We start from the raw sequence: 26,644 nt of genomic DNA, 5'->3' as shown, positions 1-26,644 counted from the left end.
GACGCGTTTTGGGGTCGCGCGGGGAGGGTGGCCAACGCGCCGCCGGTCCCCCCGAAGGGGGTGGGTTGTCCTGCTGCGGCTGTTTTCTGACGGGGGTTCGGGGGGTTGCGCAGGTCGAGTGGGTCCCGGGCGCGACGGCCGGCGGTGTGACCCGGTCGCGCGGGTGGTGTCGGTGCGCGCGGCCGGGGCGCTTAGCGTTGCGGTGTGTCCTACTTCGACGCCGCATCGGCCGCTCCCCTGCATCCCGTTGCCCGCCAGGCCCTGGCGGCCTCCCTCGACGAGGGGTGGGCCGATCCCGCGCGGCTGTACCGGGAGGGGCGGCGGGCGCGGCTGCTGCTGGACGCGGCGCGGGAGGCGGCGGCCGACGCAGTCGGCTGCCGGCCGGACGAGCTGACGTTCACCTCCTCCGGCACCCGGGCGGTGCACGCGGGGATCGCGGGGGTGCTGACGGGCCGACGCCGCGTGGGAAACCACCTGATCGTGTCGGAGGTCGAACATTCTTCGGTACTCCATTCGGCCGAGGCGCACGAGGCGGCGGGCGGCTCGGTGACCCGGGTGCCGGTGCTGCGGACCGGCGAGGCGACCGCCCTTTCGTACGAGGAGGCCCTGCGGCCGGACACCGCGCTGGCCTGCCTCCAGTCGGCCAACCACGAGGTGGGCACCGAGCAGCCGGTGGCGGCGGTGGCCGAGCTGTGCCGGGAGGCGGGGGTCCCGCTGCTGGTGGACGGCGCGCAGTCGCTGGCCTGGGGCCGGGTGCCGGGCGGCTGGTCGGTGCTGACGGGCAGTGCGCACAAGTGGGGCGGTCCGTCCGGGGTCGGGCTGCTGGCGGTCCGCAAGGGGGTGCGGTTCGCCGCCCAAGGCCCGGTCGACGAGCGCGAGTCGGGGCGGGCGGCCGGCTTCGAGAACATCCCGGCGATCGTGGCGGCGGCCGCCTCGCTGCGGGCGGTGCGCGCCGAGGCGGAGCAGGAGGCGGCACGGCTGCGGGAGCTGACGGACCGGATCCGGACGCGGGTGGTGTCGGCCGTCCCGGATGTGGAGGTGGTCGGCGATCCGGTGCGGCGGCTGCCCGGGATCGTCACGTTCTCGTGTCTCTATGTCGACGGGGAGAGCCTGCTGCACGCGTTGGACCGGGAGGGTTTCTCCGTGTCGTCCGGATCGTCCTGCACGAGCAGCACGCTGACGCCGAGCCATGTGCTCAGGGCGATGGGGGTGCTGAGCGAGGGCAACATCCGGGTGTCGCTGCCGTACGGCACGCCGGCCGAGGAGGTCGAGCGGTTCCTGTCGGTGCTGCCGGGCACGGTGGCGGCGATGCGCGAGAAGCTCGGCGCACCCGCCGCGCCGGCGGTCGTGAAGGCGGCGGCGCCGGAGGTCGACGCGCTGGTGGTCGACGCGCTGGGCAGGCGGTGCCCGATCCCCGTGATCGAGCTGGCGAAGGTCTTCGGCGACGTGCCGGTGGGCGGCACGGTCCGGGTGCTCTCCGACGACGAGGCGGCCCGGCTCGACATCCCGGCGTGGTGCGAGATGCGGGGGCAGGAGTACGTCGGTGAGGAGCCGGCGGACCGCGGCTCGGCGTATGTGGTCCGCCGGGTGTCCTGACCGGGACGGGTCCCGGAAGGGATCCCGGGACCGGCCGCGGAGGAGCGGCCGGTCGGGGACCGGGGCGGGTCCTAGGAGAGGTGCTCGCGGACCTCGGTGGCGGCCTCCTCGCCGTAGGCCTTGGTGAAGCGCTCCATGAAGTGGCCGCGGCGCAGCTGGTACTCCTGGGTGCCGACCGTCTCGATGACCAGCGTGGCGAGCATGCAGCCGACCTGGGCGGCGCGCTCCATGCCGACGCCCCAGGCCAGACCGGAGAGGAAGCCGGCCCGGAAGGCGTCGCCGACGCCGGTGGGGTCGGCCTTGCGCTCCTCGTCGGGGCAGCCGACCTCGATCGGGTCCTGGCCGGCCCGCTCGACGCGCACGCCGCGCGAGCCGAGGGTGGTGACGCGGTGGCCGACCCTGGCGAGGATCTCCTCGTCGCTCCAGCCGGTCTTGGACTCGATGAGCCCCTTCTCGTACTCGTTGGAGAAGAGGTACGTGGCGCCCTCCAGCAGGGTCCGGATCTCGTCGCCGTTCATCCGGGCGATCTGCTGGGAGAAGTCGGCGGCGAACGCGATGGACCGGGTGCGGCACTCCTCGGTGTGCCGGAGCATCGCCTCCGGGTCGTCGGCGCCGATCAGGACCAGGTCGAGACCGCCCACGCGGTCGGCGACGGTCTTCAGCTCGATGAGGCGGGCCTCGCTCATCGCGCCGGTGTAGAAGGAGCCGATCTGGTTGTGGTCGGCGTCGGTGGTGCACACGAAGCGGGCGGTGTGCAGCGTCTCGGAGATGCGCACCGAGTCGGTGTCGACGCCGTGCCGGTCGAGCCAGGCCCGGTAGTCGTCGAAGTCCGAGCCCGCGGCGCCGACCAGGATCGGCTCCGTGCCGAGCTGCCCCATGCCGAAGGCGATGTTCGCGCCGACGCCGCCACGGCGTACGTCGAGGTTGTCGACCAGGAAGGAGAGCGAGACCGTGTGCAGCTGGTCCGCGACGAGCTGGTCGGCGAAGCGGCCGGGGAAGGTCATGAGGTGGTCGGTGGCGATGGAGCCGGTGACTGCGATGCGCACGGCGTGGACTCTCCTGGGGGGAGGGGCATTGACAGTTCACGCTACCCGGTCGACGGGCCCACCTTGAAGCATACGAAACTACCCGATAGTAGATCTTTCTTCGCGGCCCGAGCCGTGCATACGGTGCCACTATGACGAACCTCAAGCGCTGTGCCCCTGCCCCGGCGGACCTGGAGGGCGGTCTTGCGTCGCTGCGCGGTGACTGTGCCCGGATGGTGCCGCACTGGGCGGCCCCCGACCGGTTCACCCCCCACCCGGTGTCCCCGTCGCTCATCCACGGCGTGACCGTGCCGTCGGCGTCGGCGCGGCTGCTGGACGCCATGTCGGACTACGGGGACTGAGCGGCGCCCGGATTCCGCGTCGGCGCGTTCCAGGGAACCGTGCGCTCCCCCGCTGCGTCCCATCGGCGTCCCCCGGAAAGGGGATGTGGGATACGACCCCTCCACCGCCCATTTTGACAGGGCCGGGTCAGGGTCGGCCATGAGGGCAGCAGCCGAAGGAGCGATGCGGTGAACACCGAGCGACCCGACAACGACGACGCCGCACGCGAGCCGGGCGCCGCCGAGACCGCCGGTGAGGAGGAAGAGGTCCGGGCCGGGACCGGGGCCGACACCGGGGCCGAGGCCGAGGCCGGGACTGGTACTGAGACCGAAGCGGAGACGGTGGCCGAGGCTGGGGCCGGGGCGGATGCCGGGGCCCGCGCCGACGCCGAGGACGTCGAGCCCGGTGCCGAGGAGGACCGTACCGAGGTCGGCGCCACGGCCGAGGCGCCCCCTGCCGAGGACGGCACCGCAGCCGAGGCGGCCCCCGCCGAGGACGGCGCGGGCGGGACGGCCCCCGCCGAGGACAGCCCTGTAGAGGCAGCCTCCACCGAGGGCGCCCCCGTCAAGGCCACCTCCGCCGAAGCCGCCTCCGTCACGGCCGTCCCCGCCGAGGACACCCCCGTCAAGGCCACCTCCGCCGAAACCGCCTCCGTCGAGAGCGCTGCCGCCGGGAGCGTCCCCGAGGTTCGGTCCGGGGCCGAGGACGACGCCGGGAGTCACGAGGAGCGCCCGGCCTCCCGGCGGCGCTCGCCCGTGGTCGTCGCCTCGGTCGCGGCCGCCGTGCTGCTCGTCGGGGGCGGTGGCGCGTACCTCGCCGCGAGCGCGTCCGGCGGCTCCGGCGGCCGTTCGGGTGCCGGCTCCCCCGCGCCGCTGGCCCTCGACGGCTACTCCACCGCGGGTACGTCCGGCGCCGGCGGCGCCACGAACGGCATCGCGCCGGGTGAGCCGAATCCGTACGGAGTGACGTACCGGGCCGCCGGAACGCTGCCCGACGGCCCCGGCTCGGCGCCGGTGTACTGGGCCACGGGCGAGGTCACCCGGGACGAGGTGGCCCGTCTGGCCGGGGCGTTGGGGATCGACGGGACACCCGTGGCCCAGGGCACGGTCTGGAAGGTCGGCACGGACAAGGACGGCGCGGGCCCCGTCCTCCGGGTGGACAAGGCGGCGCCGGGCACCTGGACCTTCAGCCGTTACGCGCCCGGCACCGACGACTGCAGGAACCGGACCCTGTGCATACGGGACCCTGCCGGCCCGGTCGCCGACCCGGTGAGCGAGGCGGCGGCGAAGAAGGCGGCGGCGCCGGTGCTGAAGGCCCTGGGCCAGGACGACGCCAAGGTGGACGCGAGTCAGGTCATGGGCGCCCACCGGACGGTGAACGCCGACCCGGTGGTCGGCGGGCTGCCCACGTACGGCCTGACCACCGGACTGACCGTCGACGCGCAGGGCGAGCTGATCGGCGGCAACGGGCAGCTGACGACGCCGCTGAAGGGGGACGTGTACCCCGCGCTGAGCGCGCGGGAGGCGCTGGACCTGCTGAACAAGGCACCCGGCACGGACCACCGGATGGGCATCGGCGGCTGCGCGAGCCCCGTACCGCTGAAGGACCGGCTGGAGGAGCCGTGCGGGTCGTCGACCGTCCCGGACGCCGGCGCGCGCACCACGGTCACGGTCGAGGACGCGGTGTTCGGGCTGGCGGTGCACCGGGCGGACGAGCGGCTGGCGCTGGTGCCGTCCTGGCTGTTCACGACCCGCGGGCAGGACGCGCGGAACGCCTTCACGGTGACCTATCCGGCGGTGGAGCCGGACTATCTGACCCCGTCCGTGTCGGCCGACCCGAGCGCGACGCCGGAGTCGCACGACGTGCGGGTGGAGGGCTACAGCGCCGACGGCACGGAGCTCACCGTGCGCTACACCGGCGGGGTGTGCGCCGACTACAAGGCGAAGGCGGCCGAGAGCGCGGACCGGGTGACGGTGACGGTGACCGAGAAGCCGTGGCCGGACAAGGTCTGCATCAAGATCGCCATGACCTTCCAGCAGAGCGTGCGGCTGGACGAGCCGCTGGGCGACCGGAAGGTCGTCGGCTCGGACGGCAAGGAGATCCCGTACGTGAAGGCGGGGGCGCGGCTGCCGAAGGCGTCGGCGCAGCCGCAGTAGGACGCCGCGACGGCGAAAGGCGGCGGCCCCGTCGTAGGGGGCCGCCGCCTTTCGTGTCGTCCGGGTCCGCCCGAGGGCGTCCCGGGCGGCTCAGCTGAAGGAGTCGCCGCAGGCGCAGGAGCCGGTCGCGTTCGGGTTGTCGATCGTGAAGCCCTGCTTCTCGATCGTGTCCACGAAGTCGATCGAGGCGCCGCCCAGGTACGGGGCGCTCATGCGGTCGGTGACGACCTTGACGCCGTCGAAGTCCTTGACGACGTCACCGTCGAGCGAACGCTCGTCGAAGAAGAGCTGGTAGCGCAGGCCGGAGCAGCCGCCGGGCTGAACGGCGACACGCAGGGCGAGGTCCTCGCGGCCTTCCTGGTCGAGCAGGGCCTTGACCTTGGACGCGGCGGCGTCGGTCAGGATGATGCCGTCGGTGACGGTGCTGGTCTCGTCCGATACGGACATCTACATCTCTCCCGGGTTGTACGGAGACTGCTTGCCGACGGTTGCAACCGACGGGGCCGCGGATTCATTCCGGGCCGGGCGCGTGTCTTTTCGGATCCGCCGGTTCGTTCGTCCTTCGGATCCTTCTTCATGCTCGCACATGACGGGGGGAGCGGAAAACGGCCCATCGGGATTCATGTCACACCGACACTATGGCCGTCGTCAAAGTGACGTGAAGCAGTTATGATAGATAGCGTCATTTAGACGAAAACTAGCGTCGGCCCGATGCACGGACCGACGAGCCGCAGAACAGAAAGGGTGCGTGTCGTGACCACCGCCCAGACCCCGGAGCTCGACGTACAGCCGACGCCCCTCGCCCTCCTGCTGCTCGGCCGCGAGGCCGACCCGAAGAGCGAGCGTGGCGTCGAGTGCCCGGGCGACCTCCCCTCGCCGTCCGACCCGGACCTGGTCGAGCGCGCCCGCGCGGCCAAGGAGAAGCTCGGCGACAAGGTCTTCGTGCTCGGCCACCACTACCAGCGCGACGAGGTCATCCAGTTCGCGGACGTCACGGGTGACTCCTTCAAGCTGGCCCGGGACGCGGCCGCGCGCCCGGAGGCCGAGTACATCGTGTTCTGCGGTGTGCACTTCATGGCGGAGTCCGCGGACATCCTGACCGGCGACGACCAGAAGGTCGTCCTCCCGGACCTCGCCGCCGGCTGCTCGATGGCCGACATGGCCACCGCCGAGCAGGTCGCGGAGTGCTGGGACGTGCTGACCGAGGCCGGCATAGCCGAGCAGGTCGTGCCCGTCTCGTACATGAACTCGTCCGCCGACATCAAGGCGTTCACGGGCAAGCACGGGGGCACCATCTGCACCTCGTCCAACGCGAAGAAGGCGCTGGACTGGGCGTTCGAGCAGGGCGAGAAGGTCCTCTTCCTGCCCGACCAGCACCTCGGCCGCAACACCGCGGTGCGGGACCTGGGCATGTCCCTCGACGACTGCGTGGTCTACAACCCGCACAAGCCGGGCGGCGGCCTGACCGCCGAGCAGCTGCGCGACGCGAGGATGATCCTGTGGCGCGGCCACTGCTCGGTCCACGGCCGTTTCTCGCTGGACTCGGTGAACGACGTGCGCGAGCGCATCCCGGGCGTGAACGTCCTGGTGCACCCCGAGTGCAAGCACGAGGTCGTGGCCGCGGCGGACTACGTCGGCTCGACGGAGTACATCATCAAGGCCCTGGAGGCCGCCCCGGCCGGCTCCAAGTGGGCCATCGGCACGGAGCTGAACCTGGTCCGCCGACTGGCGAATCGTTTCGCGCCCGAGGGCAAGGAGATCGTCTTCCTCGACAAGACGGTCTGCTTCTGCTCGACCATGAACCGCATCGACCTCCCCCATCTGGTGTGGACCCTGGAGTCGCTGGCCGAGGGCAACCTCGTCAACCGCATCGAGGTCGACAAGGAGACCGAGGCGTTCGCGAAGCTGGCGCTGGAGCGGATGCTGGCGCTGCCGTAGCCGGCCCGCCCGTGGACCCGGATCACCCCGCCTGCGGCTCCTGAGCGGGGTGGACCGGGTCCAGCGCGAAGACGGTCCCGTCGGGACTGAGCACCACCAGGGAGCCCCCGTCGGGATACACCCGCGCCGGGTGGAAGCTCGTCCGGATGACCTGATCGGCCCGCGCCGGGGACTCCCACAGCAGGTGGCCGCTCGCCGTGTCCAGCGCGGCCACCCGCCCGGAGGCGCTGGCCGCGTAGAGGGTACGGCCCCGCTCGTCGGCGACGGGCGTGCCGGGCTGCTGGAGCGTGGTCGTGGTCGCCCACAGCCGCTTGCCCGTCCCGGGCTCGTGCGCGGTGACCCGGCCGCTGGAGGAGGCGAAGCAGAGCACGCCGCCCACCAGCGCGGCCTCTCCGCGCGCGCCGCCCGGCAGGCTCTTCCTGCGCACGGTCCCGGTCTCCGGGTCGACCAGCAGGACCTCGGTGTACGCCGGGTCCGCGGCCGCCGATTCGTCCTGTCCGCCGCCGGACTCCAGGAAGACCAGATCCCCGTCGACGTCGCCGACGTACGCGAGGTCGCCGTCCGGCACGCCCACCTTCCGGGTCGTGCCGTCGGCCGGGTCCAGGGCGTAGAACACGGTGCGCGGCGACGGGTCCGAGTCGGAGCAGTCGGCGTACGGACGGCCGCCGATCCCGTGGAACCCGCAGTAGTAGGACGGCCCGGCGGGCAGGTCCATGGTCCAGCGCGCGGTGCCCCGCCGCGGATCGCGGGCCGTCACGCGCCTGCCGTCCGGCACCAGCAGCAGATCGCCGACGAGGGCGGGCTGCACGGTGTCGTCGTCCATCGGACGTGACCAGAGCAGTGCGCCGGTGCCGGAGTCGAGGGCCATGACCTTGGCCGCCCGGTCGGCGCCCGTGCTGCTCACGACCGACTGGCGGACCAGCAGCACACCGTCGCGCTCCCCGAGGACCGTGCTGTCGTAGTTCTCCCGTGCCACCCCCGGGGGCACGGAGTCCGCACGCCAGGCGAGCCGGCCCGTCGCCCCGTCGATCCGGACGGGGAAGACACCGGAGCCCCCGCAGTACAGGGCGTCCTCACCCATCGCGCAGGACAGGGTCTTGCCGGCGTAGCCCTCCTCCTCGTCCATCGGCCGGGTCACGCCGGAGAGCGCGGCCCCGTGGACCGAGGTCCGCCACGGCTTCCAGCCGGCGGGCAGCGGGGCCCAGCGGGAGGAGGTCCCGGTGGCGGCGCCGTGCGACGGGGTGCTCCCCGTCGACGCCGTGCTCCCGTCCGGCCGCTGGAACGGCTCGAACAGGACGTAACCGGTGACCGCCACGGCCAGGACCCCCGCGGCTCCCGCCAGGACGGGCCACCGGCGCAGCCGGGAACGGCGGTCCTGAGGAGGTGCGGCGGTGGGCCGGGCGGGTTCGTCGGGTGCCGGGCCGGGGAGCGGCGGACGCAGGGTCACCGTCTCCGGGTCGCCGGCCGCCTGCTCGGGCAGCGCCTCGGCGAACTCCCGTCCCAGTTCCTCCAGTCCGGGCCGGTCGCCGGCCTTCTTGGCCAGGCAGCGGGTCAGCACCGAACGCAGCGGCTCGGCGACCGCGTCCACCGACGGCTCCTCGTGCATGACGCGGTACGCCGTCAGATAGGGGCTGTCGGCGTCGAAGGGGCCGCTGCCGGTCGCGGCGAACACCAGCAGCGCGCCGAGGGAGAAGACATCGGAGGCGGGCCCGGCCGAGCGGGCGTCCGTGAGCTGCTCCGGCGACATGAACGGCGGGGTGCCGATCACATGACCGGTCTCGGTGAGGGTCTGGTTGTCGGCCGCGCGGGAGATGCCGAAGTCGATGACCCGCGGGCCGTCCTCGGCCATCAGGACGTTGGCGGGCTTCAGGTCGCGGTGGACCACCCCGGCCCGGTGGATGTCCCGCAGGGCCTCCACCAACCCCAGTGCCAGCAGGCGCAGTTGCGCCCCCTTCAGCGGGCCGGTGTCGCGGATCAGCGCGGAGAGCGCCGGGCCGGGCACGAACTGGGTGGCCATCCAGGGCCGGGAGGCCTCCGGGTCGGCGCCCACGACCGGGGCGGTGAAGGCGCCGCTCACCCTGCGGACGGCCTCGATCTCCTGACGGAAGCGGACCCGGAAGACGTCGTCCTGCGCGTACTGGGCGTGGACCACCTTGACCGCGACCTCACGCCCCGACCGGGACCGGCCCAGATAGACGACGCCCATGCCCCCGGACCCGAGGCGGTCGACGATCCGGTATCCGCCGAGCGTCCTCGGATCGTCCCTGTACAGCCGCAACGCCCCGATTCCCTTCCCCCGCAAAGCAGTTCGAGTTCACAGGATATGAAACCCGTGCGGGGGAAGGGACATCGGAGCGGCGAGCGGTCAGACCCCGGCGGGCTCCAGGGCCTTCTCGGGCTCCGCCGCCTGCCGCTTCGCCGCGCGCTTGGCGGCGCGGCGCTCCTTGCGCAGCTCCAGCATCGCGTACAGCGTCGGCACCAGCAGCAGCGTCAGCAGCGTGGACGTGATCAGACCGCCGATCACCACGACCGCCAGCGGCTGGGCGATGAAACCGCCCTCGCCGGTGACGCCCAGCGCCATCGGCAGCAGCGCGAAGATCGTCGCCAGGGCCGTCATCAGGATCGGCCGCAGCCGGTGCCGGCCGCCCTCGACGACCGCCTCGACCACGCCGTGGCCCTGGGCGCGGTACTGGTTGATCAGGTCGATCAGCACGATCGCGTTCGTCACCACGATGCCGATCAGCATCAGCATGCCGATCATCGCGGGAACGCCCATCGGGGTGCCGGTGACCAGCAGCAGACCGATCGCGCCGGTCGCCGCGAAGGGGATGGAGACCAGCAGGATCAGCGGCTGCGCCAGCGAGCGGAACGTCGCCACCAGCAGCATGAAGACGATCGCGATGGCCGCGAGCATCGCCAGGGCGAGGTTCTTGAACGCGTCGTCCTGGTCCTGCGAGACACCGCCGATCTCCGCCGTCGCGCCCGCCGGGAGCTTCAGGGAGTTCAGCTTCGCGGTGAGGTCGGCGCTCACCGCGCCGGTGTTGTCGCCGGTCGGCCGCGCGGTGACGGTCGCCGCGCGGCGGCCGTCGATGCGGGTCATCGACACCGGGCCGTCGGCCAGCTCCACCGTGGCGATGTCGCCCAGCTTCACCGCGCCCAGCCGCAGGCCGCGCAGCTGCGCCAGCGTCTCGGCCGGCTCCGCCGACTTGATGACGACGTCGCGCTCGGTGTCGTCGACGATCGCCTTCGCGGCCGTCGTACCGCGCACCGCCTGGGCGACCGCCAGACCCAGCGTCTGGTCGTCGAAGCCCGCGGCGGCGGCCTTGTCGTTCGCCTTGACCGAGATGCGCGGCACGCTCTGGGACAGGTCGCTGGTGACGTCCGTGACGTCGTCGAGACCGGCCACCGCGTCGCGGACCTCGTCGGCCGCCTTGCGCAGCACGTCCGCGTCGGCCGCCTTGACGACCACGCTGAGGTCCTGGCTGCCGAAGCCGTCACCGGCGGCGACCGTGGTCGTACCGGCGCCCTTCAGCCCGGCCAGACCCTTCTCGATGCGGTCCTGCACGTCGTCGGCCGACGCCGAGTCCTCCAGCATGACCTGGTACGAGGCCTGGTTGGTGTCGGTGCCGCCGCCGAAGGCCGCCATGAAGCCGGACGAGCCGATGGTGACCTGGTAGTCCTTGACTCCCTTCACCCCGGCGAGCAGCTTCTCGACCTTCTGCGCCTGCTCGTCGGTGGCCGCCAGGCTCGTGCCCGGCGCCAGCTCCTGCTTGACGGTGAGGACTTCCTGCTCGCCCTGGTCGAAGAAGTTGGTCTTCAGCAGCGGCGCCATGGCGAAGGTCCCGATCAGGACCACCACCGCGATGGAGACGCTGGTCAGCCTGCGGCGGGTCGCGAAGCGCAGGACCGGCACGTAGAAGCGCTGGAGGCGGCTGGCCGCCTCCTTCTCCTCGGCCTCGCGACGGGCCTGGGCCGCGTCGGCCGGGGTGCCCTTGGGGGCGCGCAGGAACCAGTACGACAGCACCGGGACGACGGTGAGGGAGACCAGGAGGGAGGCCAGCAGGGCCGCGGTCACCGTGATGCTGAACGAGCCGAACAGCGCGCCCACCATGCCGCCGACCAGGCCGATCGGCAGGAAGACGGCGACCGTGGTCAGGGTGGAGGAGGTGACCGCGCCGGCCACCTCGCGGACCGCGCCGAGGATCGCGGCCTGGCGCTCCTCGCCGTAGCCGAGGTGGCGCTTGATGTTCTCCAGGACGACGATCGAGTCGTCCACGACCCGGCCGATCGCGATGGTCAGCGCGCCCAGCGTCAGCATGTTCAGGGAGAGGTCGCGCGTCCACAGCACGATCAGCGCCAGGACCACGGACAGCGGGATGGAGACCGCCGTCACCAGCGTCGAGCGGACCGACGCCAGGAAGACCAGGATCACCAGGACCGCGAAGAGCAGGCCGAGGCCGCCCTCGGTGGTCAGGCCCTCGATGGCCTTCGACACGGCGGGACCCTGGTCGCTGACGACCGTGATCGTCGTGCCGGAGCCGAGGTCCTTGCGCAGGTCCGGCAGCTTGTCCTCGACGGCCTCGGAGATCGCGACCGCGCTGCCGTCGTGGTCCATGGTGACCATCACGGCGAGGCTCGGCCTGCCGTTCGTGCGGGTGATGGAGTCGGCCGGGGCCTCCTGCTGGCGCACCTCGGCCACGTCACCGAGGCGCACCGGCTTGCCGCCGGGCTGCCCGGTCACCCTCAGGTCCTGGATCTGGGCCACCGAGGTGTAGCCGCCGCCGACCCGGACGGTACGGCTCTTGCCGTCCTCGTCGAAGGAGCCGGCCGGCATGGTCGCGCCGCCCGCCTGGAGGGCCTGGGCCAGGGCGGCCGTGTTCAGGCCCGCCTTCTTCAGCTTCGCGTCGTCGGGGGTGACGGTGATCTGGAGGTCGCGTACGCCGTTGACCATGACCCGGCCGACGCCGTCGACGTTCTTCAGGACCGGCACCACCGACCGGTCGATCCGGTCGGCCAGCGCCTGCTGGTCCATCCCCGAGGTGACGGCGAGGACGACGGTCGGCATGTCGTCCGTCGAACCGGCGATGACCTGCGGGTCCACGGAGTCGGGCAGCTGGGCGCGGGCCCGGTTGACGGCGAGCTGGACGTCGGCGACGAGCTGCTTGGTGTCGTTGCCGTAGTCGAAGGACGCCATGATCACGGCGTTGCCCTCGCTGGCCGTCGAGGTGACGCCGGTGATGCCGTCGACCCCGTCGAGGGAGTTCTCGATCGGCTCGACGACCTGCTTCTCGACGACGTCCGGCGACGCGCCCTGGTACGGCGCGAGCACCGACACCATGGGCAGTTCGATGGTGGGCAGGAGCTGCTGCTTGAGCTGCGGGATCGCGATCGCGCCGAACGCGATCGCGATGATGGACATCAGGCCTATCAGGGCCCTTTGCGCGAGGCTGAACCTGGACAGCCAGGACATGGATCGGGGTCTCTCTTCTGGGAGCGGCAGAAGTCACGGAGCGTACACACGGACAGGTGAGCGCCCACAACTACACCCTGGTCCACCACCGGACCGTGATCCGTAGGCTCCAGGTCCATTTCCTCGTCGGACGTGTACTCCCGGCGCAGTACGGCCGGGGCGGGGTCACTCCACCCTCGGGCGTACCAGGCCCGACTCGTAGGCGATCACCACGAGCTGGGCCCGGTCGCGGGCGCCCAGCTTGGACATGGACCGGTTGACGTGCGTCTTCACCGTCAGCGGGCTGACCTCCAGCCGCTCGGCGATCTCGTCGTTGGAGTGGCCGCCCGCGACCTGGACGAGGACCTCGCGCTCACGCACGGTGAGGGTGGCCAGGCGCTCGGAGCGGGCCGGGTCCGCCGCGCCCTCGGAGGCGTCGCCCTGGGCGAGGAAGCGGGCGATCAGTCCCTTGGTGGCGGCCGGGGACAGCAGGGCCTCCCCCGCGGCGGCGATCCGGATGGCGGCGAGGAGTTCCTCCGGTTCGCTGCCCTTGCCGAGGAAGCCGGAGGCGCCCGCGCGCAGCGACTGGACGACGTAGTCGTCGACCTCGAAGGTGGTGAGGATGACCACGCGGACCCGGGCCAGGGCCGGGTCGGCGCTGATCAGCCGGGTGGCGGTGAGACCGTCGGTGCCGGGCATCCGGATGTCCATGAGGACGACGTCGGCGCGCTGCTCCCCGGCCAGCCGGACCGCCTCGGCGCCGTCGGCGGCCTCCCCCACCACCTCCATGTCGGGCTCGGAGTCGACGAGGACGCGGAAGGCACTGCGCAGCAGCGCCTGGTCGTCGGCGAGCAGCACGCGGATGGTCATACGGGCTCCCCCCGCTCCCCCGCGGCGACGGTGCGGGTCTTGACCGGCAGGATCGCATGGACGCGGAAGCCGCCCCCGTAGCGGGGGCCGGTGGTGAGGGTGCCGCGCAGCGCGGTGACGCGCTCGCGCATGCCGAGCAGCCCGTGGCCGCCGCCGGCCCCCGGGACGCCGTCCTGGGCCGGGCGGCCGTCGTCGAGCACGGTGACCTCGATATGGGGTCCCACGCGTACGACGCTGACCTCGGCCTTCGCGGCGGAGCCCGCGTGCTTCTGCACGTTGGTGAGGGCCTCCTGGATGACGCGGTAGGCGGCGAGGTCGACGGCGGCCGGCAGGGCGGTGTCCTGGTCGGCGCGGGCCACCTCGACCTGGAGACCGGCGTTGCGGAAGGTCCCGGCGAGCTCGTCCAGGCGGTCGAGGCCGGGGGCCGGCTCGGTGGGGGCCTCGGGGTCGCCGGACTGGCGCAGCAGCCCGACGGTGGCCCGCAGTTCGTTGAGCGCCGAGCGGCTGGCCTCGCGGACGTGGGCGAGGGCTTCCTTGGCCTGGTCGGGGCGCTTGTCCATGACGTGGGCGGCGACTCCGGCCTGCACGTTGACCAGGGCGATGTGGTGGGCGACGACGTCGTGCAGGTCGCGGGCGATGCGCAGGCGCTCCTCGGCGACCCGGCGGCGGGCCTCCTCCTCACGGGTGCGTTCGGCGCGGTCGGCGCGGTCGCGGATGGCCTGGACCACGGCGCGGCGGCTGCGCACGGCGTCCCCGGCGGTGGCGCCGATGCCGGTCCAGGCGAAGATCGCGAGGTTCTCCTGGGCGTACCAGGGCAGTGGGCCGGCGAGCATGGACGCGCCGGTCAGGACGGTCATGGTGAGCAGTCCCACCCGCCAGGTGGTGGGACGGTCGGTGGTGGCGGCGACGGTGAAGAGGGCTATCACGGCGCACATCGCGACCGGGGCGCGAGGGTCGCCGGTGACGCTCTCGACGAGGGCGAGGCCGCCGGTGACCGCGAGGACGGCCATCGGGGCGCTGCGGCGGAAGACCAGGGCCAGGGCGCCGAGGACGATCAGCAGGAGACTGAAGAGGTCCGGCGCGCGCAGGATCCAGCTGACGCCGCGTTCCCCGTGCGGCCGCACGAAGGAACCGGCCACCATGCACACCAGCGCCCCCGCGGCGAGCGCCGCGTCCAGCGCCAGGGGATGGGCCTGGAGTCGGCATCGGGCGCGTTCGAGGGTGCTCACGGTCGGGACGGTTCCAGGGGGCTCACGGTGGAAACAGTACGGGCAGTCGCCGGTGCCGGAACAGGTCCGGTCGTGGGCGCGTGGGGGACGCGGCACGGCGCACGGCGCCGCGTCACGGGCGCACACCGTGGGCCCTCCCGGACCCGGCCGGGTGTCACGGCGCACGGACGCGCGTCACGGCGTACGGACACCCGTCGCGGCGACGGGACAGGCATCACGACGTAGGGACACGCGTCAGAGTACGGACGCGCGTCACCGCGTACGCGGCGGGGCACCCCGGGCGGCGGCCGGCGGCCGGCCCGGGGGCGGGCGGGTGGGTCAGCCCGGGATCAGGCCCTCGTCGCCGAGCAGGGCCCGGACCTCCTCCAGGGTCGCGTCCGCGGCGGGGAGGATGAGCTGGGAAGGCTCCAGGGCGTCGTCCGGGAGCGGTTCGCCCAGCTCGTGGACCTTGTCGAGCAGCGCCTGGAGCGTGCGGCGGAAGCCGGGGCCGTCACCCTTCTCCACCTCGGCCAGAAGTTCGTCGTCGAGCTTGTCGAGCTCGGTGAGGTGGCCGTCGGCCAGCCTCACCTGTCCCTCCCCCATGATCCGTACGATCATGTCGCCCTCCTCGGCGTGGGCCTCGGTCACGGTCCGGTGATCACTGCTTGTCGAAGCGCGGGGTGTCCTGCGGCTGCTGGGACTGCGACTGGCCGGTGCCGCCCTCGATGGCCTGCTGGCCCGAGGAGGTGCCCCCGGCCAGTTCCGCCTTCATGCGCTGGAGCTCCAGCTCCACGTCCGTACCGCCGGAGATCCGGTCCAGCTCGGCCTGGAGGTCGTCCTTGGCCATGCCGGTGGGGTCGTCCAGCGCGCCCGAGGCGAGGAGTTCGTCGAGGGCGCCGGCGCGGGCCTGGAGCTGGGCCGTCTTGTCCTCGGCCCGCTGGATGGCCAGGCCGACGTCGCCCATCTCCTCCGAGATGCCGGAGAAGGCCTCGCCGATCCGGGTCTGGGCCTGGGCCGCCGTGTAGGTCGCCTTGATCGTCTCCTTCTTGGTGCGGAAGGCGTCGACCTTGGCCTGGAGCCGCTGCGCGGCCAGCGTGAGCTTCTCCTCCTCGCCCTGGAGCGTCGCGTGCTGCGTCTCCAGGTCCGTCACCTGCTGCTGGAGCGCGGCACGGCGGGAGAGCGCCTCGCGGGCCAGGTCCTCACGGCCCAGCGCGAGCGCCTTGCGGCCCTGGTCCTCCAGCTTGGAGGACTGCTGCTGGAGCTGGTTGAGCTGGAGTTCCAGGCGCTTGCGCGAGGTCGCCACGTCGGCGACGCCCCGGCGCACCTTCTGAAGCAGCTCCAGCTGCTTCTGGTACGAGTAGTCGAGGGTCTCGCGCGGGTCCTCGGCCCGGTCAAGGGCCTTGTTCGCCTTCGCGCGGAAGATCATCCCCATACGCTTCATGACACCGCTCATGGGCTTCGCGCGCCCCCTTCTGACGGACTCCGGCTCCAGCCACTGCAACAGAACCCACAGTACGGGCCCTGCATCCATTACCGCACTGTTCGGGGACGGATGCGCTCATCCCCAAGGACGACTGCGGGCCCGCCCGCTCCGGCGTGAGGAGTAGGTGTTCCCCGGGGATTGCCCGCGGTGGCCCTCCGGGTGTGCGCCCGGTGAACCGTCCGCGACGTCCTCCCTGCCCCGTACAGACGCCCGGTGTTGCCGGATCGTTCCCGGCCGGGCTGGGGTCCATGCCGCCGCACCCCGTACCCTTGGGTTTTGTGTTCCGTAGCCGTGCCAAGGAAGAGAAGGCCCCCGCCGACAAGGCGCCGGTGACCGACTCCAAGCAGACCCGCCACCCGCAGGCCCCGAAGGGCCGGCCCACGCCCAAGCGCAGTGAGGCCCAGTCCCAGCGCCGCAGCGTCGCCAACACCTCGCTGTCGCGCAAGGACGCCGCCAAGCGTCAGCGCGAGGAGCGGCGCCAGGCCATGGACCGACAGCGCCAGGCGCTGGCCAGTGGGGACGAGCGGTACCTACCGGTCCGCGACAAGGGACCGGTCCGCAAGTACGCCCGCGACTTCGTCGACTCGCGCTTCAACATCGCCGAGTTCTTCCTGCCGATGGCCGTGGTCATCCTCGTGCTGAGCGTGGTGCGGGTGCCGTCGGTGCAGAGCATCGCGCTGCTGCTGTGGATGGTCGTGATCGTGCTGATCGTGCTGGACTCCGCCGTGTCCGGCTTCCGGCTGCGCAAGCAGCTCAACGAGCGCTTCCCCGACCATCGACGCAAGGGCGCGGTCGCCTACGGGCTGATGCGCTCGCTCCAGATGCGCCGGCTCCGGCTGCCCAAGCCGCAGGTCAAGCGCGGAGAGCGGCCCTGAGTACGACGTCGTTCACCGGGGGCGCGGCCGATGCCTGGCTGAGCAAGCTGGGCGGGTTGCGGAATGTCGTACGACAGGAGCTGGTGGCTCGCCAGCTCGACGAGCAGATAGCCGGGCGGTTCGCCGTCGGGCAGCGGCTGCGGGTGCTGGACGTCGGGATGGGCCAGGGCACGCAGGCGCTGCGGCTGGCCCGGGCCGGTCACCAGGTGACCGGCCTCGAACGGGACGCGACGATGGCCGCGACGGCGCGGGAGGCACTGGCGTCGGAGCCGGAGGGGATCCGCGACCGGATGCGGATCGTCGAGGGCGACGGCCGGGACACCGGGGTGCACTTCCTGCCGGGCAGCTTCGACGTCGTGCTGTGCCACGGCGTCCTCATGTACGTCGAGGAGCCCGACCCGCTGGTGGCGGGGCTCGCGCGGATGCTCGCGCCGGGCGGCCTGCTCTCGCTGCTGGTGCGCAACGCGGACGCGCTGGCGATGCGGCCGGGGCTGTCCGGGGACTGGGCCCAGGCGCTGGACGCCTTCGACAGCACGGCCTACCGCAACCGGCTCGGCCTCGACGTGCGCGCGGACCGGCTCGCCGCCCTGACCGCCACGCTGGCCGGCATCGGGGCCCCGCTGCACACCTGGTACGGGGTGCGGGTCTTCACGGACACCGCGGTGGACGGCGCGCAGCCGCCCGACGACCTCGACACCCTGCTGGCGGCCGAGGAACGGGCCGGCCGGACGGACCCCTACCGGGCCACGGCGGCACTGCTGCACCTGTGCGGCGTGCGCGGCTGAACCCGCCCCGGTCGCTTCGCTGTCGCGGGCGCCGGTCGCGCGGTGAGGGGCGAGGGCCGGGGCGACGGCCCTCGCCCGGAGCTCAGGACTCCTCGGCGTGCAGGCTCATCGGCCCGTAGATCTCGGTGGAGTCCTCGAACAGCCGCACCTGGTCGGCGCCCCCTGCGAGCAGGTCCTTCCAGACCTCTCCGATCCAGGACTCGGCGTCCCCCTGCGTCGTGAACTCCTCGGGCTGCACCGCGGGCTGGACTTCCGTCCCGTCGGCCTTCTCGAACCGCCACAGCCATGTCGCCATGTACGCCTCCCAGATGTGAGCACATGTGGAGCGGAAGCCGGATCACCGTCCGGCCCCTGCTCGCAGCCTATGCGCTGGGCCGGGTCGGCCGTGAGCAGGCTGCGGAGGAAGATCGGCCGGCCCGGTCGTCCGGACCGGCCGCGCGTCCGCGGCAGGGTCCGCCGGACGGGCCCGGGGAGCGGGACACGGGCTCCGCGGAGGTCCTGATCACGCGGGACCGGCCGGGACAGGCGAAAATCGTCGGTGTGGATCTGACTCTGCTCGGCACCGGTGCCCCCGAGGGCCTCCCCCGCCCCGACTGTCCTTGCGCGGCCTGCGCGTGTGCGCTGGCCGCGGACGCGCGGGCGGCCACATCGCTGCTCGTGGACGGCACCCTGCTGCTGGACCTGACGCCCGGCGCCGCCTTCGCCGCGGCGCGGGCCGGGCGTTCGCTGGCCGGCGTACGTCAGGTGCTGCTGTCGCATCCGCACGACGGGCCCGCGCTGGAGGTGCCGGCCGGGCTGCCGCAGCCCGGCCGGGTCCCGGACGGACGGGAGTTGGCGCTGCTGACGGGGCATCGGGTGCGGGCGGTGGCGATGGACGCGCCGGGCACGGGGTACGCGGTGACCGGACCGGACGGCCAGCGGCTGCTGTACCTGCCGCCGGGGTGCGCGCCGGCCGGACTGGCGGAGGGCAACGACGCGGCGGCGCCGTACGACATGGTGCTCGCCGATGTCGTGGGGCGGCCGGACGCGCTCGCGAGGCTCCGGGCGGCGGGGGCGGCGGGGCCGACGACGGACGTCGTCGCCGTCCACCTCGATCACGACGTGCCGCCGGGACCCGAACTGCGGCGGCGGCTCGCGGCGGCCGGGGCGCGGGCGGTGCCGGACGGGACGACGCTGGCGGTGGGGGTGTACGAGGACGTGCCCGACGTACCCCGGCGCACGCTGGTGCTCGGCGGTGCCCGCTCGGGCAAGTCGGTGGAGGCCGAACGCCGGCTGGAGTCGTTCCCCGACGTGCTCTACGTCGCCACGGGGGGTACGCGCCGCGGCGACCAGGAGTGGGCCGGGCGGGTCGCGGCGCACCGGGAGCGGCGCCCGGGGTCCTGGCGGACGGTGGAGACGTGCGACCTGGTGCCGCTGCTGGCGGAGGACGGGCCGCCGCTGCTGATCGACTGTCTGTCGCTGTGGCTCACCGACGCGATGGACTCCGTCGGCGCGTGGGACGACGCGGTGTGGGCGGACGGGGGCGAGAAGGCGCTGCGCAAGCGGGTGCGGGAGCTGACCGCGGCGGTGCGCGCCGCCCGGCGTACCGTCGTCGCCGTGTCGAACGAGGTGGGGTCGGGGATCGTGCCGGCCACCGCCTCGGGCCGGCGCTACCGGGACGAACTCGGCCGTCTCAACGCCGCGTTCGCCGGGGAGTGCGAGCAGGTGCTGCTGGTGGTGGCGGGCCAGGTGCTGACGCTGCGCGGCTGAACTCCGGCTCGCCGGCAGAACACCGGTCCGCGCGGCCCCCGGCCCCCGGCAGCCGCGGAAGCGGTTCGGGCCGGGCGTGGGGAGCGGTTCCGGCCGACTGCGGAACTCGGTTCCGGCGGGTGCGGGGCCAGGTTCCGGCCGGCCGGGGAGGTCAGTCGCGGCGGGCGATGACGCGGTAGGTGTTGGAGAAGCGGGTGCGGCGCAGCAGCGGGGCCAGGACGTGGTCCAGCGTCGCGGCCGCCGCGACGAGCGGTGTGCTCGCGCCGAGCAGTGCGGTGCGCAGCCGCCGCCGCAGCGCGCCGGGCGGGGCCGCCCGCCAGGGGGCGTCCGGCGCGGGGAGGGCGCGGGTGACGGCCAGGGACAGGGCGCCGGCCAGGTCGTACGGGACATGTCCTGCCCGCCGGTCGACGGTGACGATCGTGCAGCCCCGGGACTCCAGTTCCGCGCACAGGTTGGGCAGCGGGATCAGCTGGAGGTGGCGGGGCTGGCCGTACGGCAGCCACCACTTGCCGAGCAGGGTCGCGAACGCGCTGCCCGGATCGCGGAGTTCGAGCAGCAGATGGCCGCCGGGCCGGAGCACCGCGAGGGCTGCGTGGAGTTCCGCGCGGGGGTCGGTCGTGTGTTCCAGGTGTCGGAGCATGCTCACCACGTCGTAGCGGGCGCGCAGCCGGGCGGCGATCTCCGGGGTGGTCAGCAGGCCCACGTGGGCCTCCTCGACCCGCCCGGCCGCGCGGGCGCGGGCCACCCGGGGGGTGGGGTCGAGGCCGTCAAAGGAGGTGTAGGCGAACACCTGCTTGGCGCTCTCCGGGAAGTGGGCGTGTCCCGTGCCCACGTCCAGCCAGCTCTCCGGCTCGGGGAACGGCAGCATCGCGCGGGCGGTGGCGTGCAGCCGTCCGCGGCGGGCGCGCGCGCCGAGGGCGCCCGTCGTACGGACGGCGAGCTCGTCGGGGTGCGTCTCGTGCAGGTCCCGCTGGTAGAAGGCGATGCCCTCGGCGGTCAGGCGGGGGTTCTGGAAGGCGTGCGCGCAGTCCCGGCACTCGTCGACGACGAAGGTGCCCGGCTTGCCCTGGACCAGGTCGGGGGCGCGCAGCCGGGTGCGCAGCCGGACCGAGCCGCACCAGGGGCAGTCCGTGCGGCGCGGTTCGTGGAAGTGGGCGGTGCCCCGGGCGAGTTCGGCGGCGTAGCGGGCGCGGCGCCGTTCGGCGTGGGGAGCGGCGAGGGCGGCGGGGGGCGGGACGGGCTTCGAGGACATGGGCGGCTCCCGGTGGGGCGAGAGGGCGACGGCAGGGCAGGGTCGAGGTCCGACCATTTCGCCGCAAAGTGGAACGTATGGGATCCCGATCTTGGGTGCAACGACGCCGTGCGCGCGGGGTGGCGATGTGGCGCCGTCACGTTCGATCGGTGCCGGTACTGTTCGGCGAATGAGCTCGCTTAATCTCGACGACTTCACCGATCTGATCGAGCGTCCCGACGGCGGGGTGCGCCGCGACGCCGAGGCGCGCCGGGAGCGTCAGATCGTGCCGCCCGGATCGCTGGGGCGCCTCGACGACCTGGGTGAGTGGCTGGCCGCGGCGCAGTCGGCGGTGCCGGTGCGGCCGGTCGAACGGCCCCGCGTGATCCTCTTCGCCGGCGATCACGGCATCGCCGGGCGCGGTGTCTCGGCCCGGCCCGCGGGCAGCGCCGCGGAGCTGGTGCGCGCGGTGCTGGAGGGCGACCGGCCCGTCTCCGTGCTGGCCCGGCGGCTGGGCGTACCGGTGCGGGTCGTGGACATGGCGCTGGACTGCGAGCCGGACGAACTGCCCGCGGACGTCGTACGGCATCGGGTGCGACGCGGCAGCGGGTCCATCGACGTCGAGGACGCGCTGACGCTCGAGGAGGCGGAGGCCGCGTTCCTCGCCGGGGTCGCGGTGGCCGACGAGGAGGCCGACTCCGGTACGGATCTGGTGGTGCTCGGCGATGTGAGCGTGGGCGGGACCACGGCGGCGGGGGTGCTGGTCGCCGCGCTGTGCGGGACCGACGCGTCCGTGGTGACCGGGCGGGGCGGGCTCGCGATCGACGACCTGGCGTGGATGCGCAAGTGCGCGGCGATCCGGGACGCGCTGCGCCGGGCCCGGCCGGTGCTCGGCGACCAGTTGCGGCTGCTGGCGACGGTGGGCGGTGCCGACCTCGCCGCGATGACCGGTTTCCTGCTGCAGAGCGCGGTGCGCAAGCTTCCCGTGGTCCTGGACGGGGTCGTGACGGCGGCGTGCGCGCTGGTCGGCCAGCGGATCGCGTTCCGGGCGCCGGACTGGTGGCTGGCCGGGCACGGCAGCGGCGAACCGGGGCAGGCCAAGGCGCTGGACCGGATGGCCCTGGAGCCGCTGCTGGAGCAGGGGATGACCGTCGGCGAGGGAGCGGGCGCACTGCTGGCCCTGCCCCTGGTGCAGGCCGCGGCGGCCCTGGCCGCGGAACTCCCGGAGCGACCGGAGGCCGAGAAGACGGAGGAGTCGGACGCCGGGCAGACCGAACAGGGCGAGCAGGCGGACGAGCAGGAGAAGCCGGAGGGGCCCGAGGCGCCGGAAGGGCCCGACGGGGTCTGAACGGCACCCGGCTGGGACCGGTCGGCGGGCCGACGGGTGGAAGGTGGCGGATGGCGGGCGGCCACCCGACCGCCCGGCCACCCGGCCGTCCGGCGGGCTGACGGGCTGACGAGCCTGCGGGCTGACGGCCCGTGAGCCGAGACGCGCGGCCGTGCGACTGGCCGCACGGCCGTCGGGCACGGCGCACGGCCGTCGGGCACGGCGCACGACCGTCGCGCACGGCGCACGGCGCACGGCCGTCGGCCGAGACGCGCGGCCGTCAGACAGGGCGGTGACGAAAGAGCGGTTCGCGGGAGGCTCCCCCATATGATCACCCTTCATGGGAGATGTCCGTATCGCGCCTGTCCGGGACCGCCGTAGCACCGGAGCCTCGCGGCGGGCCGCGAGCGTCGCCGTCTGGTATCTGCGGGCGATCGCCTTCGTCAACTTCCTCAGCGCGGTGTGGGTCTCCCTGGGGCAGGACGTGCGCCGGCACAACCAGGAGAACCTCTTCACGCCGTACCTGCTGACGGCCGGGTTCGCGTCGGGTGTGTTCACCGCGTTCCTGGCCGTCACCATGCGCCGCCGCAAGCGGGCCGCGTGGATCCTGAACCTCGGACTGAGCGGCCCGTTCCTGGTGCTGTTCGCCCTCGCGATGGCGTTCCCGGAGGTCCGGCAGTACACGCAGAACTGGATCTCGGTCGGCCTCACCGCGGTCTTCGTCGGCGCCCTGCTTGTCGGGCGGCGCGAGTTCTACGCCAAGGGCGACCGCGCCAACCCCCGGCTCGCCGCGGTGGTCGCGGCCGGCGGCCTGCTGCTGTCCTCGCTGCTGGCCGCGCTGCTGGTGACGGTCACCAATCAGGCCGCGGACGCCGGCCTCTCGACGTTCACCGAGCGCTGGCGGTACGGGACGCTGCGGCTGGTCTCGGTGGCGGCCGACGAGTCCCGCTACCCGGGCATCTCGACGCCGAACTGGGCCGACGTCGCCGTCAACGTCCTGAGCACGGCGCTGGTGCTGGCCGTTTTCTACGCCGCCTTCCGCTCCCGGCGCGCCGTCGACCCGCTCACCGAGGACGACGAGAAACGACTGCGCGTCCTGCTCGAACAGCAGGGCGAGCGGGACTCGCTGGGGTACTTCGCGCTGCGCCGCGAGAAGAGCGTCGTCTGGTCGCCGACGGGCAAGGCGGCGGTCGCCTACCGGGTCGTCGGCGGGGTGTCGCTGGCCTCCGGGGACCCGATCGGGGACCCGGAGGCCTGGCCGGGGGCGATCGAGCCGTGGCTCGCGGAGGCGCGTGCGCACGGCTGGATCCCGGCCGTGATGGGGGCGGGCGAGGAGGCCGGCACGGTGTACGCGCGGCACGGCCTGGACGCGCTCGAACTCGGCGACGAGGCGATCGTGGAGGTCGCCGAGTTCACCCTGGAGGGGCGGGCCATGCGGACCGTGCGGCAGGCCTGCAACCGGGTGCGCAGGTCGGGCTGCACGGTCCGGATCCGGCGGCACGAGGACATCTCCGCGCAGGAGATGGCGGATCTCGTCGCGCGGGCCGACGACTGGCGCGACGGGGCGACCGAGCGCGGGTTCAGCATGGCGCTGGGGCGGCTCGCCGACCCGGAGGACGGGCGCTGCGTGATGCTCGAATGCCTCGACGGGGACGGCCGGTTGCGGGCGCTGCTGTCCTTCGTCCCGTGGGGGCCGCAGGGGCTGTCCCTCGACCTGATGCGGCGTGACCGCGGCTCCGACAACGGGCTGATGGAGTTCATGGTCATCGAACTGCTCCGGCGGGCGCACGAGATCGGGATCACTCAGGTCTCGCTCAACTTCGCGATGTTCCGTTCGGTCTTCGAACGTGGTGCGCGTCTCGGCGCCGGACCGGTGCTGCGGCTGTGGCGTTCGCTGCTCAGCTTCTTCTCGCGCTGGTGGCAGATCGAGTCGCTGTACCGGGCCAACGCCAAGTACCGGCCCATCTGGGAACCGCGGTTCCTGCTCTTCGAGAAGAGCGGGGACCTGCTGCGCATCGGTGTCGCGGCGGCACGGGCGGAGGGGTTCCTGGAGGCGCCGGGGCTGCCCAAGTGGCTGCACCGCAGGCACCTGGACACGCACAGATGAGACCACGGGGATGAGGGACGCCGGATGAACAGGATCGCCCGCTGGGCCCGCGCCGAATGGGGTCTGCTGTACGTCACGGTGCGCGAGCCGCTGCCGAAGCGGCGCTGGCGGGCGGCCCCCATGAGCCTGGGGGCGGTGTGTCTGACGGCGGTGATACAGGTCGTGCAGAACCAGTCGTGGGGCTACGGGTTCGTGCAGGGCGTCGGCGCGGTGCGCGCCGAGGATCCGCTGTGGGCCGCCCTGCTGCGTACGCCCCTGTCGCTGTTCGTACCGGCGCTGGACCTGCCGGTGTGGGGCGCGCTCGCCCAGATCCTGTTCGTGTTCGGGATCGCGGAGATCTGTCTGGGCCGGTGGCGGACCCTGCTCGTCGCGTACACCGCCACGCTGGCCGGGACGCTCTACGCCCGGCTGGGCATCGCGCTCGGCCCCGGCCGGCCGCTGGGGCTGCCCGCCTCGGACGCCCAGGTCGTGGACACCGGGCCGTCGGCGGCCGTGGTGGGGCTGGCGATCTGCCTGGGCTGGCGCTACGGCGCGTACGCGACCGCGGGCGCGGTGGCCCTGGCGATGGTCGTCGAGGTGCTGCTGAAGGAGAACCTGGCCGGCAAGGAACATCTGGCGGCGCTCGCGGCGACGGTGGCGCTGTGCGGTGCCACGACGCTGCGGCACCGGATGCCGTACCGGGGACCGGCAAGGCGGTTCGGCACCCCGGTGGACCTGTCGTCCGACCCGCCCTGACCCGCCCGACCGTTCCCGGACCGGAACGGAACGGTCCGGTCCGGAGCGGCCCCGCAGGTCCTACCGGCCGTCGGGGCCAGGCAGTCGGGCCGGTGTCGGGTCGGGCTTGCCGCCGATCCAGTCCTCCAGGGCGCGGCGGGGTCCGGCCCACCGGCGGTCGTGGCGGTAGGCCCGCAGCCGGGACCGGGCGCGGGCGCGCGGGCGGTGGCGGTAGCAGCGCTTCGCCCAGAGGGATCCGGGGCGGGCCAGCCGGATCGCGCCGACCAGGGCGACGACGGGCACGACGACGCCGAAGACCGCGGTCCGCGCCTTGCCCTTGGTCAGCGCGACCAGGGAGAAGAGGAAGTTGACGGCGACGGTCGCGATGACGGTGCCGCGGTCCGCGATCTCGTCCTGGGAGAGGTCGTTGACACCGAACGGGGCGAAGCCGGACAGCAGCAGCCCGACCAGGGCGGCGGTGAGCACCACGGCCTCCACGCTCTTGCGCCCCTCCTCGCTCCAGTAGACGTCGTCGAGGTGCAGGATCAGCGCGAACTCGTCCAGGACCAGGCCCGCGCCGACCCCGAAGACGACCGCGGACAACCCCGCGGGAAAGCCCTGCCGCCCGCTGGCGACCGCCCCGAAACCACCGGCGACGGTGAGCACGATGCCGGGGACCACGTGATGGATGTGCAGGCCGCCGGCCCTGACGTTGCCGAAGGGGCCCCTGCCCGCCCGGATCATGCGGGTGATGACCCGGGTGACCGCGAAGGTGACGACGAAGGACATGAGGGCGAGGAGCAGGGGCAGTTTGCCCGGCTCGGCGATGTTCCGATACAACCAATGTCCCATATGCGCACTTTATCGACGGCGGCCGTGGGAGCCGTCCCGCCCGCCGGGTAATCTGCGCCGATGCCCCAGACCCCCGCCTGGCCGGACGGCCTCCGCTTCGCCTTCGGCACCCTGACCGTGCTTCCGGTGCGGGTGACCCGGTGGGACCGGCAGGCCGCGCGCGCCGGAATGCTGTGCGCTCCGCTGGCCGGACTGACGGTCGGCGCCGGCGCCGCCGCGCTCGGCGCGCTCCTGCTGTTCCTGGGGGCCGGCCCGCCGCTCGCCGCCGTCGCCGCCGTCGCCGTACCGGCCGCGCTCACCCGTGGGCTGCACCTCGACGGACTGGCCGACACCGCCGACGGGCTGGGCAGCAACAAGCCCGCCGAGGACGCGTTGCGGATCATGAAGCAGTCGGACATCGGCCCGTTCGGGGTGATCACGCTCGTCCTCGGGCTGCTCGCCCAGACGGCCGCTCTCTCCCAGTTGTACGGCGCTTCCTGGGTCCGCGGGGCGCTCGCCGCCGTCGTCTCGGCGACCGTCGCACGGCTGGCCCTGACCCTGGCCGCCCGCGACGGGGTGCCGGCCGCCCGGCCCGAGGGCCTCGGGGCCGCGGTCGCCGGGGTGGTCCCGGCGCGGGCCGCGGCCGGGGCGGTGGGCGTCACGGTGCTCGCCGCCGCTGCCGCCGGCGCGCTCCTGGGGACGTACGACGTCGTCCGCACGGCCCTGTCGGTGCTCGCCGCGCTCGCCGTCGCCGAACTCCTGCTGCGCCACTGCACCCGCCGCTTCGGCGGGGTCACCGGCGACGTGTTCGGCGCCCTGGCCGAGACGGCCGCGACGGCCGCGCTCGTACTGCTGTCCCTCGGCCGCTAGTGTTCCGAGTCGGGAATTCCATTCAGATGTGTAGGCTTGCCCTATGGCACGGATGGGGCGGCCGAAGGCCGAGTTGACGCTGTCGGAC

22 protein-coding genes are annotated in these 26,644 nt (G+C 73.4%); 11 read left to right on the top strand and 11 right to left on the bottom strand.

All coding sequences use genetic code 11. The features are described 5' to 3' along the window. Nucleotides 1-204: 204 nt before the first annotated feature. The gene (locus ACZ60B_RS07695; protein ID WP_469385120.1) at nucleotides 205-1,596 is read left to right on the top strand and encodes an aminotransferase class V-fold PLP-dependent enzyme; all 1,392 of its coding nucleotides are present in this window, start codon (nucleotides 205-207) and stop codon (nucleotides 1,594-1,596) included. 71 nt (nucleotides 1,597-1,667) lie between these two features. On the opposite strand, the gene ACZ60B_RS07690 is transcribed toward ACZ60B_RS07695, so the two are convergent. After that, nucleotides 1,668-2,642 carry a carbohydrate kinase family protein gene (locus ACZ60B_RS07690; protein ID WP_469385119.1) on the bottom strand — a complete coding sequence of 325 codons (975 nt, stop codon included), beginning with the start codon at nucleotides 2,640-2,642 and terminating at the stop codon, nucleotides 1,668-1,670. A 131-nt stretch (nucleotides 2,643-2,773) separates the two neighbouring features. Here ACZ60B_RS07690 and ACZ60B_RS07685 point away from each other — a divergent pair, with 131 nt between their 5' ends. After that, entirely contained in the window at nucleotides 2,774-2,983 is a 210-nt protein-coding gene (locus tag ACZ60B_RS07685) for a hypothetical protein (RefSeq protein ID WP_469385118.1), read from the top strand. Nucleotides 2,984-3,151: 168 nt separating this feature from the next. After that, nucleotides 3,152-5,119 carry a hypothetical protein gene (locus tag ACZ60B_RS07680; RefSeq protein WP_469385117.1) on the top strand — a complete coding sequence of 656 codons (1,968 nt, stop codon included), beginning with the start codon at nucleotides 3,152-3,154 and terminating at the stop codon, nucleotides 5,117-5,119. 90 nt (nucleotides 5,120-5,209) lie between these two features. On the opposite strand, the gene erpA is transcribed toward ACZ60B_RS07680, so the two are convergent. Then, nucleotides 5,210-5,566, bottom strand: coding sequence for an iron-sulfur cluster insertion protein ErpA (erpA, locus tag ACZ60B_RS07675; protein ID WP_152886524.1), 357 nt, complete (start codon nucleotides 5,564-5,566; stop codon nucleotides 5,210-5,212). A 306-nt stretch (nucleotides 5,567-5,872) separates the two neighbouring features. On the opposite strand from erpA, the gene nadA reads away from it, so the two are divergent. Further along, nucleotides 5,873-7,057 (top strand): quinolinate synthase NadA, encoded by a 1,185-nt coding sequence (gene nadA / locus ACZ60B_RS07670; protein ID WP_469385116.1) that lies wholly within the window; start codon nucleotides 5,873-5,875, stop codon nucleotides 7,055-7,057. Nucleotides 7,058-7,079: 22 nt separating this feature from the next. Here nadA and ACZ60B_RS07665 read toward each other — a convergent pair whose 3' ends face one another. From ACZ60B_RS07665 to ACZ60B_RS07640, 6 genes are all read right to left on the bottom strand, one after another. Then, nucleotides 7,080-9,335 carry a serine/threonine-protein kinase gene (locus tag ACZ60B_RS07665; protein ID WP_469385115.1) on the bottom strand — a complete coding sequence of 752 codons (2,256 nt, stop codon included), beginning with the start codon at nucleotides 9,333-9,335 and terminating at the stop codon, nucleotides 7,080-7,082. A gap of 87 nt (nucleotides 9,336-9,422) precedes the next feature. After that, nucleotides 9,423-12,527 carry an efflux RND transporter permease subunit gene (locus ACZ60B_RS07660; protein ID WP_469385114.1) on the bottom strand — a complete coding sequence of 1,035 codons (3,105 nt, stop codon included), beginning with the start codon at nucleotides 12,525-12,527 and terminating at the stop codon, nucleotides 9,423-9,425. Between the two features lie 165 nt (nucleotides 12,528-12,692). After that, nucleotides 12,693-13,376: a response regulator transcription factor gene (locus ACZ60B_RS07655; protein WP_469385113.1), complete on the bottom strand. Its 684-nt coding sequence runs from the start codon at nucleotides 13,374-13,376 to the stop codon at nucleotides 12,693-12,695. After that, entirely contained in the window at nucleotides 13,373-14,605 is a 1,233-nt protein-coding gene (locus ACZ60B_RS07650) for a sensor histidine kinase (protein WP_469385112.1), read from the bottom strand. The genes ACZ60B_RS07655 and ACZ60B_RS07650 overlap by 4 nt, the downstream gene beginning before the upstream one ends. 318 nt (nucleotides 14,606-14,923) lie before the next feature. Beyond that, nucleotides 14,924-15,202 (bottom strand): PspA-associated protein PspAA, encoded by a 279-nt coding sequence (pspAA, locus tag ACZ60B_RS07645; protein ID WP_469385323.1) that lies wholly within the window; start codon nucleotides 15,200-15,202, stop codon nucleotides 14,924-14,926. Between the two features lie 40 nt (nucleotides 15,203-15,242). After that, entirely contained in the window at nucleotides 15,243-16,037 is a 795-nt protein-coding gene (locus ACZ60B_RS07640) for a PspA/IM30 family protein (protein ID WP_469385111.1), read from the bottom strand. A gap of 278 nt (nucleotides 16,038-16,315) precedes the next feature. Between ACZ60B_RS07640 and ACZ60B_RS07635 the strand changes: the two genes are divergently transcribed. After that, nucleotides 16,316-16,942 carry a DUF3043 domain-containing protein gene (locus ACZ60B_RS07635; protein WP_469385110.1) on the top strand — a complete coding sequence of 209 codons (627 nt, stop codon included), beginning with the start codon at nucleotides 16,316-16,318 and terminating at the stop codon, nucleotides 16,940-16,942. An 83-nt stretch (nucleotides 16,943-17,025) separates the two neighbouring features. Continuing rightward, on the top strand, nucleotides 17,026-17,727 hold the full coding sequence (locus ACZ60B_RS07630; protein ID WP_469385108.1) for a class I SAM-dependent methyltransferase: 702 nt from the start codon (nucleotides 17,026-17,028) through the stop codon (nucleotides 17,725-17,727). 82 nt (nucleotides 17,728-17,809) lie between these two features. Here the strand turns inward: ACZ60B_RS07630 and ACZ60B_RS07625 are convergent, their stop codons facing one another. After that, nucleotides 17,810-18,022, bottom strand: coding sequence for a hypothetical protein (locus ACZ60B_RS07625; RefSeq protein ID WP_152886531.1), 213 nt, complete (start codon nucleotides 18,020-18,022; stop codon nucleotides 17,810-17,812). A gap of 245 nt (nucleotides 18,023-18,267) precedes the next feature. On the opposite strand from ACZ60B_RS07625, the gene ACZ60B_RS07620 reads away from it, so the two are divergent. Beyond that, complete coding sequence (locus ACZ60B_RS07620) at nucleotides 18,268-19,476, top strand: bifunctional adenosylcobinamide kinase/adenosylcobinamide-phosphate guanylyltransferase (protein WP_469385106.1); 1,209 nt, start codon at nucleotides 18,268-18,270, stop codon at nucleotides 19,474-19,476. Between the two features lie 151 nt (nucleotides 19,477-19,627). Here the strand turns inward: ACZ60B_RS07620 and ACZ60B_RS07615 are convergent, their stop codons facing one another. Next, a complete protein-coding gene (locus ACZ60B_RS07615) occupies nucleotides 19,628-20,728 on the bottom strand; it encodes a class I SAM-dependent methyltransferase (protein ID WP_469385104.1) in 1,101 nt (366 codons plus the stop codon). Between the two features lie 169 nt (nucleotides 20,729-20,897). Here ACZ60B_RS07615 and cobT point away from each other — a divergent pair, with 169 nt between their 5' ends. The 3 genes from cobT to ACZ60B_RS07600 all read left to right on the top strand — a co-directional run bounded on the left by cobT (nucleotide 20,898) and on the right by ACZ60B_RS07600 (nucleotide 24,876). After that, complete coding sequence (cobT, locus tag ACZ60B_RS07610) at nucleotides 20,898-22,055, top strand: nicotinate-nucleotide--dimethylbenzimidazole phosphoribosyltransferase (protein ID WP_469385102.1); 1,158 nt, start codon at nucleotides 20,898-20,900, stop codon at nucleotides 22,053-22,055. A 319-nt stretch (nucleotides 22,056-22,374) separates the two neighbouring features. Next, complete coding sequence (locus ACZ60B_RS07605; RefSeq protein WP_469385100.1) at nucleotides 22,375-24,141, top strand: phosphatidylglycerol lysyltransferase domain-containing protein; 1,767 nt, start codon at nucleotides 22,375-22,377, stop codon at nucleotides 24,139-24,141. A 24-nt stretch (nucleotides 24,142-24,165) separates the two neighbouring features. Further along, on the top strand, nucleotides 24,166-24,876 hold the full coding sequence (locus tag ACZ60B_RS07600) for a hypothetical protein (RefSeq protein WP_469385098.1): 711 nt from the start codon (nucleotides 24,166-24,168) through the stop codon (nucleotides 24,874-24,876). Nucleotides 24,877-24,936: 60 nt separating this feature from the next. On the opposite strand, the gene ACZ60B_RS07595 is transcribed toward ACZ60B_RS07600, so the two are convergent. Beyond that, complete coding sequence (locus ACZ60B_RS07595; RefSeq protein ID WP_469385096.1) at nucleotides 24,937-25,707, bottom strand: hypothetical protein; 771 nt, start codon at nucleotides 25,705-25,707, stop codon at nucleotides 24,937-24,939. A 60-nt stretch (nucleotides 25,708-25,767) separates the two neighbouring features. On the opposite strand from ACZ60B_RS07595, the gene ACZ60B_RS07590 reads away from it, so the two are divergent. Beyond that, on the top strand, nucleotides 25,768-26,556 hold the full coding sequence (locus tag ACZ60B_RS07590) for an adenosylcobinamide-GDP ribazoletransferase (protein ID WP_469385094.1): 789 nt from the start codon (nucleotides 25,768-25,770) through the stop codon (nucleotides 26,554-26,556). The last annotated feature ends 88 nt before the right edge of the window (nucleotides 26,557-26,644 follow it).

The organism is Streptomyces sp. NPDC104096 (genome assembly GCF_055584385.1).
Note: the sequence above shows the minus strand (reverse complement) of the source record. Positions and strands in the feature narration are given on the sequence as shown.

Bases quoted from the DNA above. Each gene is read 5' to 3' on its own strand.
- ACZ60B_RS07685 (WP_469385118.1), top strand. From the start codon at position 2,774: ATGACGAACCTCAAGCGCTGTGCCCCTGCCCCGGCGGACCTGGAGGGC.
- erpA (WP_152886524.1), bottom strand. From the start codon at position 5,566: ATGTCCGTATCGGACGAGACCAGCACCGTCACCGACGGCATCATCCTG.
- ACZ60B_RS07660 (WP_469385114.1), bottom strand. From the start codon at position 12,527: ATGTCCTGGCTGTCCAGGTTCAGCCTCGCGCAAAGGGCCCTGATAGGC.
- ACZ60B_RS07655 (WP_469385113.1), bottom strand. From the start codon at position 13,376: ATGACCATCCGCGTGCTGCTCGCCGACGACCAGGCGCTGCTGCGCAGT.
- pspAA (WP_469385323.1), bottom strand. From the start codon at position 15,202: ATGATCGTACGGATCATGGGGGAGGGACAGGTGAGGCTGGCCGACGGC.
- ACZ60B_RS07640 (WP_469385111.1), bottom strand. From the start codon at position 16,037: ATGAGCGGTGTCATGAAGCGTATGGGGATGATCTTCCGCGCGAAGGCG.
- ACZ60B_RS07635 (WP_469385110.1), top strand. From the start codon at position 16,316: ATGCCGCCGCACCCCGTACCCTTGGGTTTTGTGTTCCGTAGCCGTGCC.
- ACZ60B_RS07625 (WP_152886531.1), bottom strand. From the start codon at position 18,022: ATGGCGACATGGCTGTGGCGGTTCGAGAAGGCCGACGGGACGGAAGTC.
- ACZ60B_RS07615 (WP_469385104.1), bottom strand. From the start codon at position 20,728: ATGTCCTCGAAGCCCGTCCCGCCCCCCGCCGCCCTCGCCGCTCCCCAC.
- cobT (WP_469385102.1), top strand. From the start codon at position 20,898: ATGAGCTCGCTTAATCTCGACGACTTCACCGATCTGATCGAGCGTCCC.
- ACZ60B_RS07605 (WP_469385100.1), top strand. From the start codon at position 22,375: ATGGGAGATGTCCGTATCGCGCCTGTCCGGGACCGCCGTAGCACCGGA.
- ACZ60B_RS07600 (WP_469385098.1), top strand. From the start codon at position 24,166: ATGAACAGGATCGCCCGCTGGGCCCGCGCCGAATGGGGTCTGCTGTAC.
- ACZ60B_RS07595 (WP_469385096.1), bottom strand. From the start codon at position 25,707: ATGGGACATTGGTTGTATCGGAACATCGCCGAGCCGGGCAAACTGCCC.
- ACZ60B_RS07590 (WP_469385094.1), top strand. From the start codon at position 25,768: ATGCCCCAGACCCCCGCCTGGCCGGACGGCCTCCGCTTCGCCTTCGGC.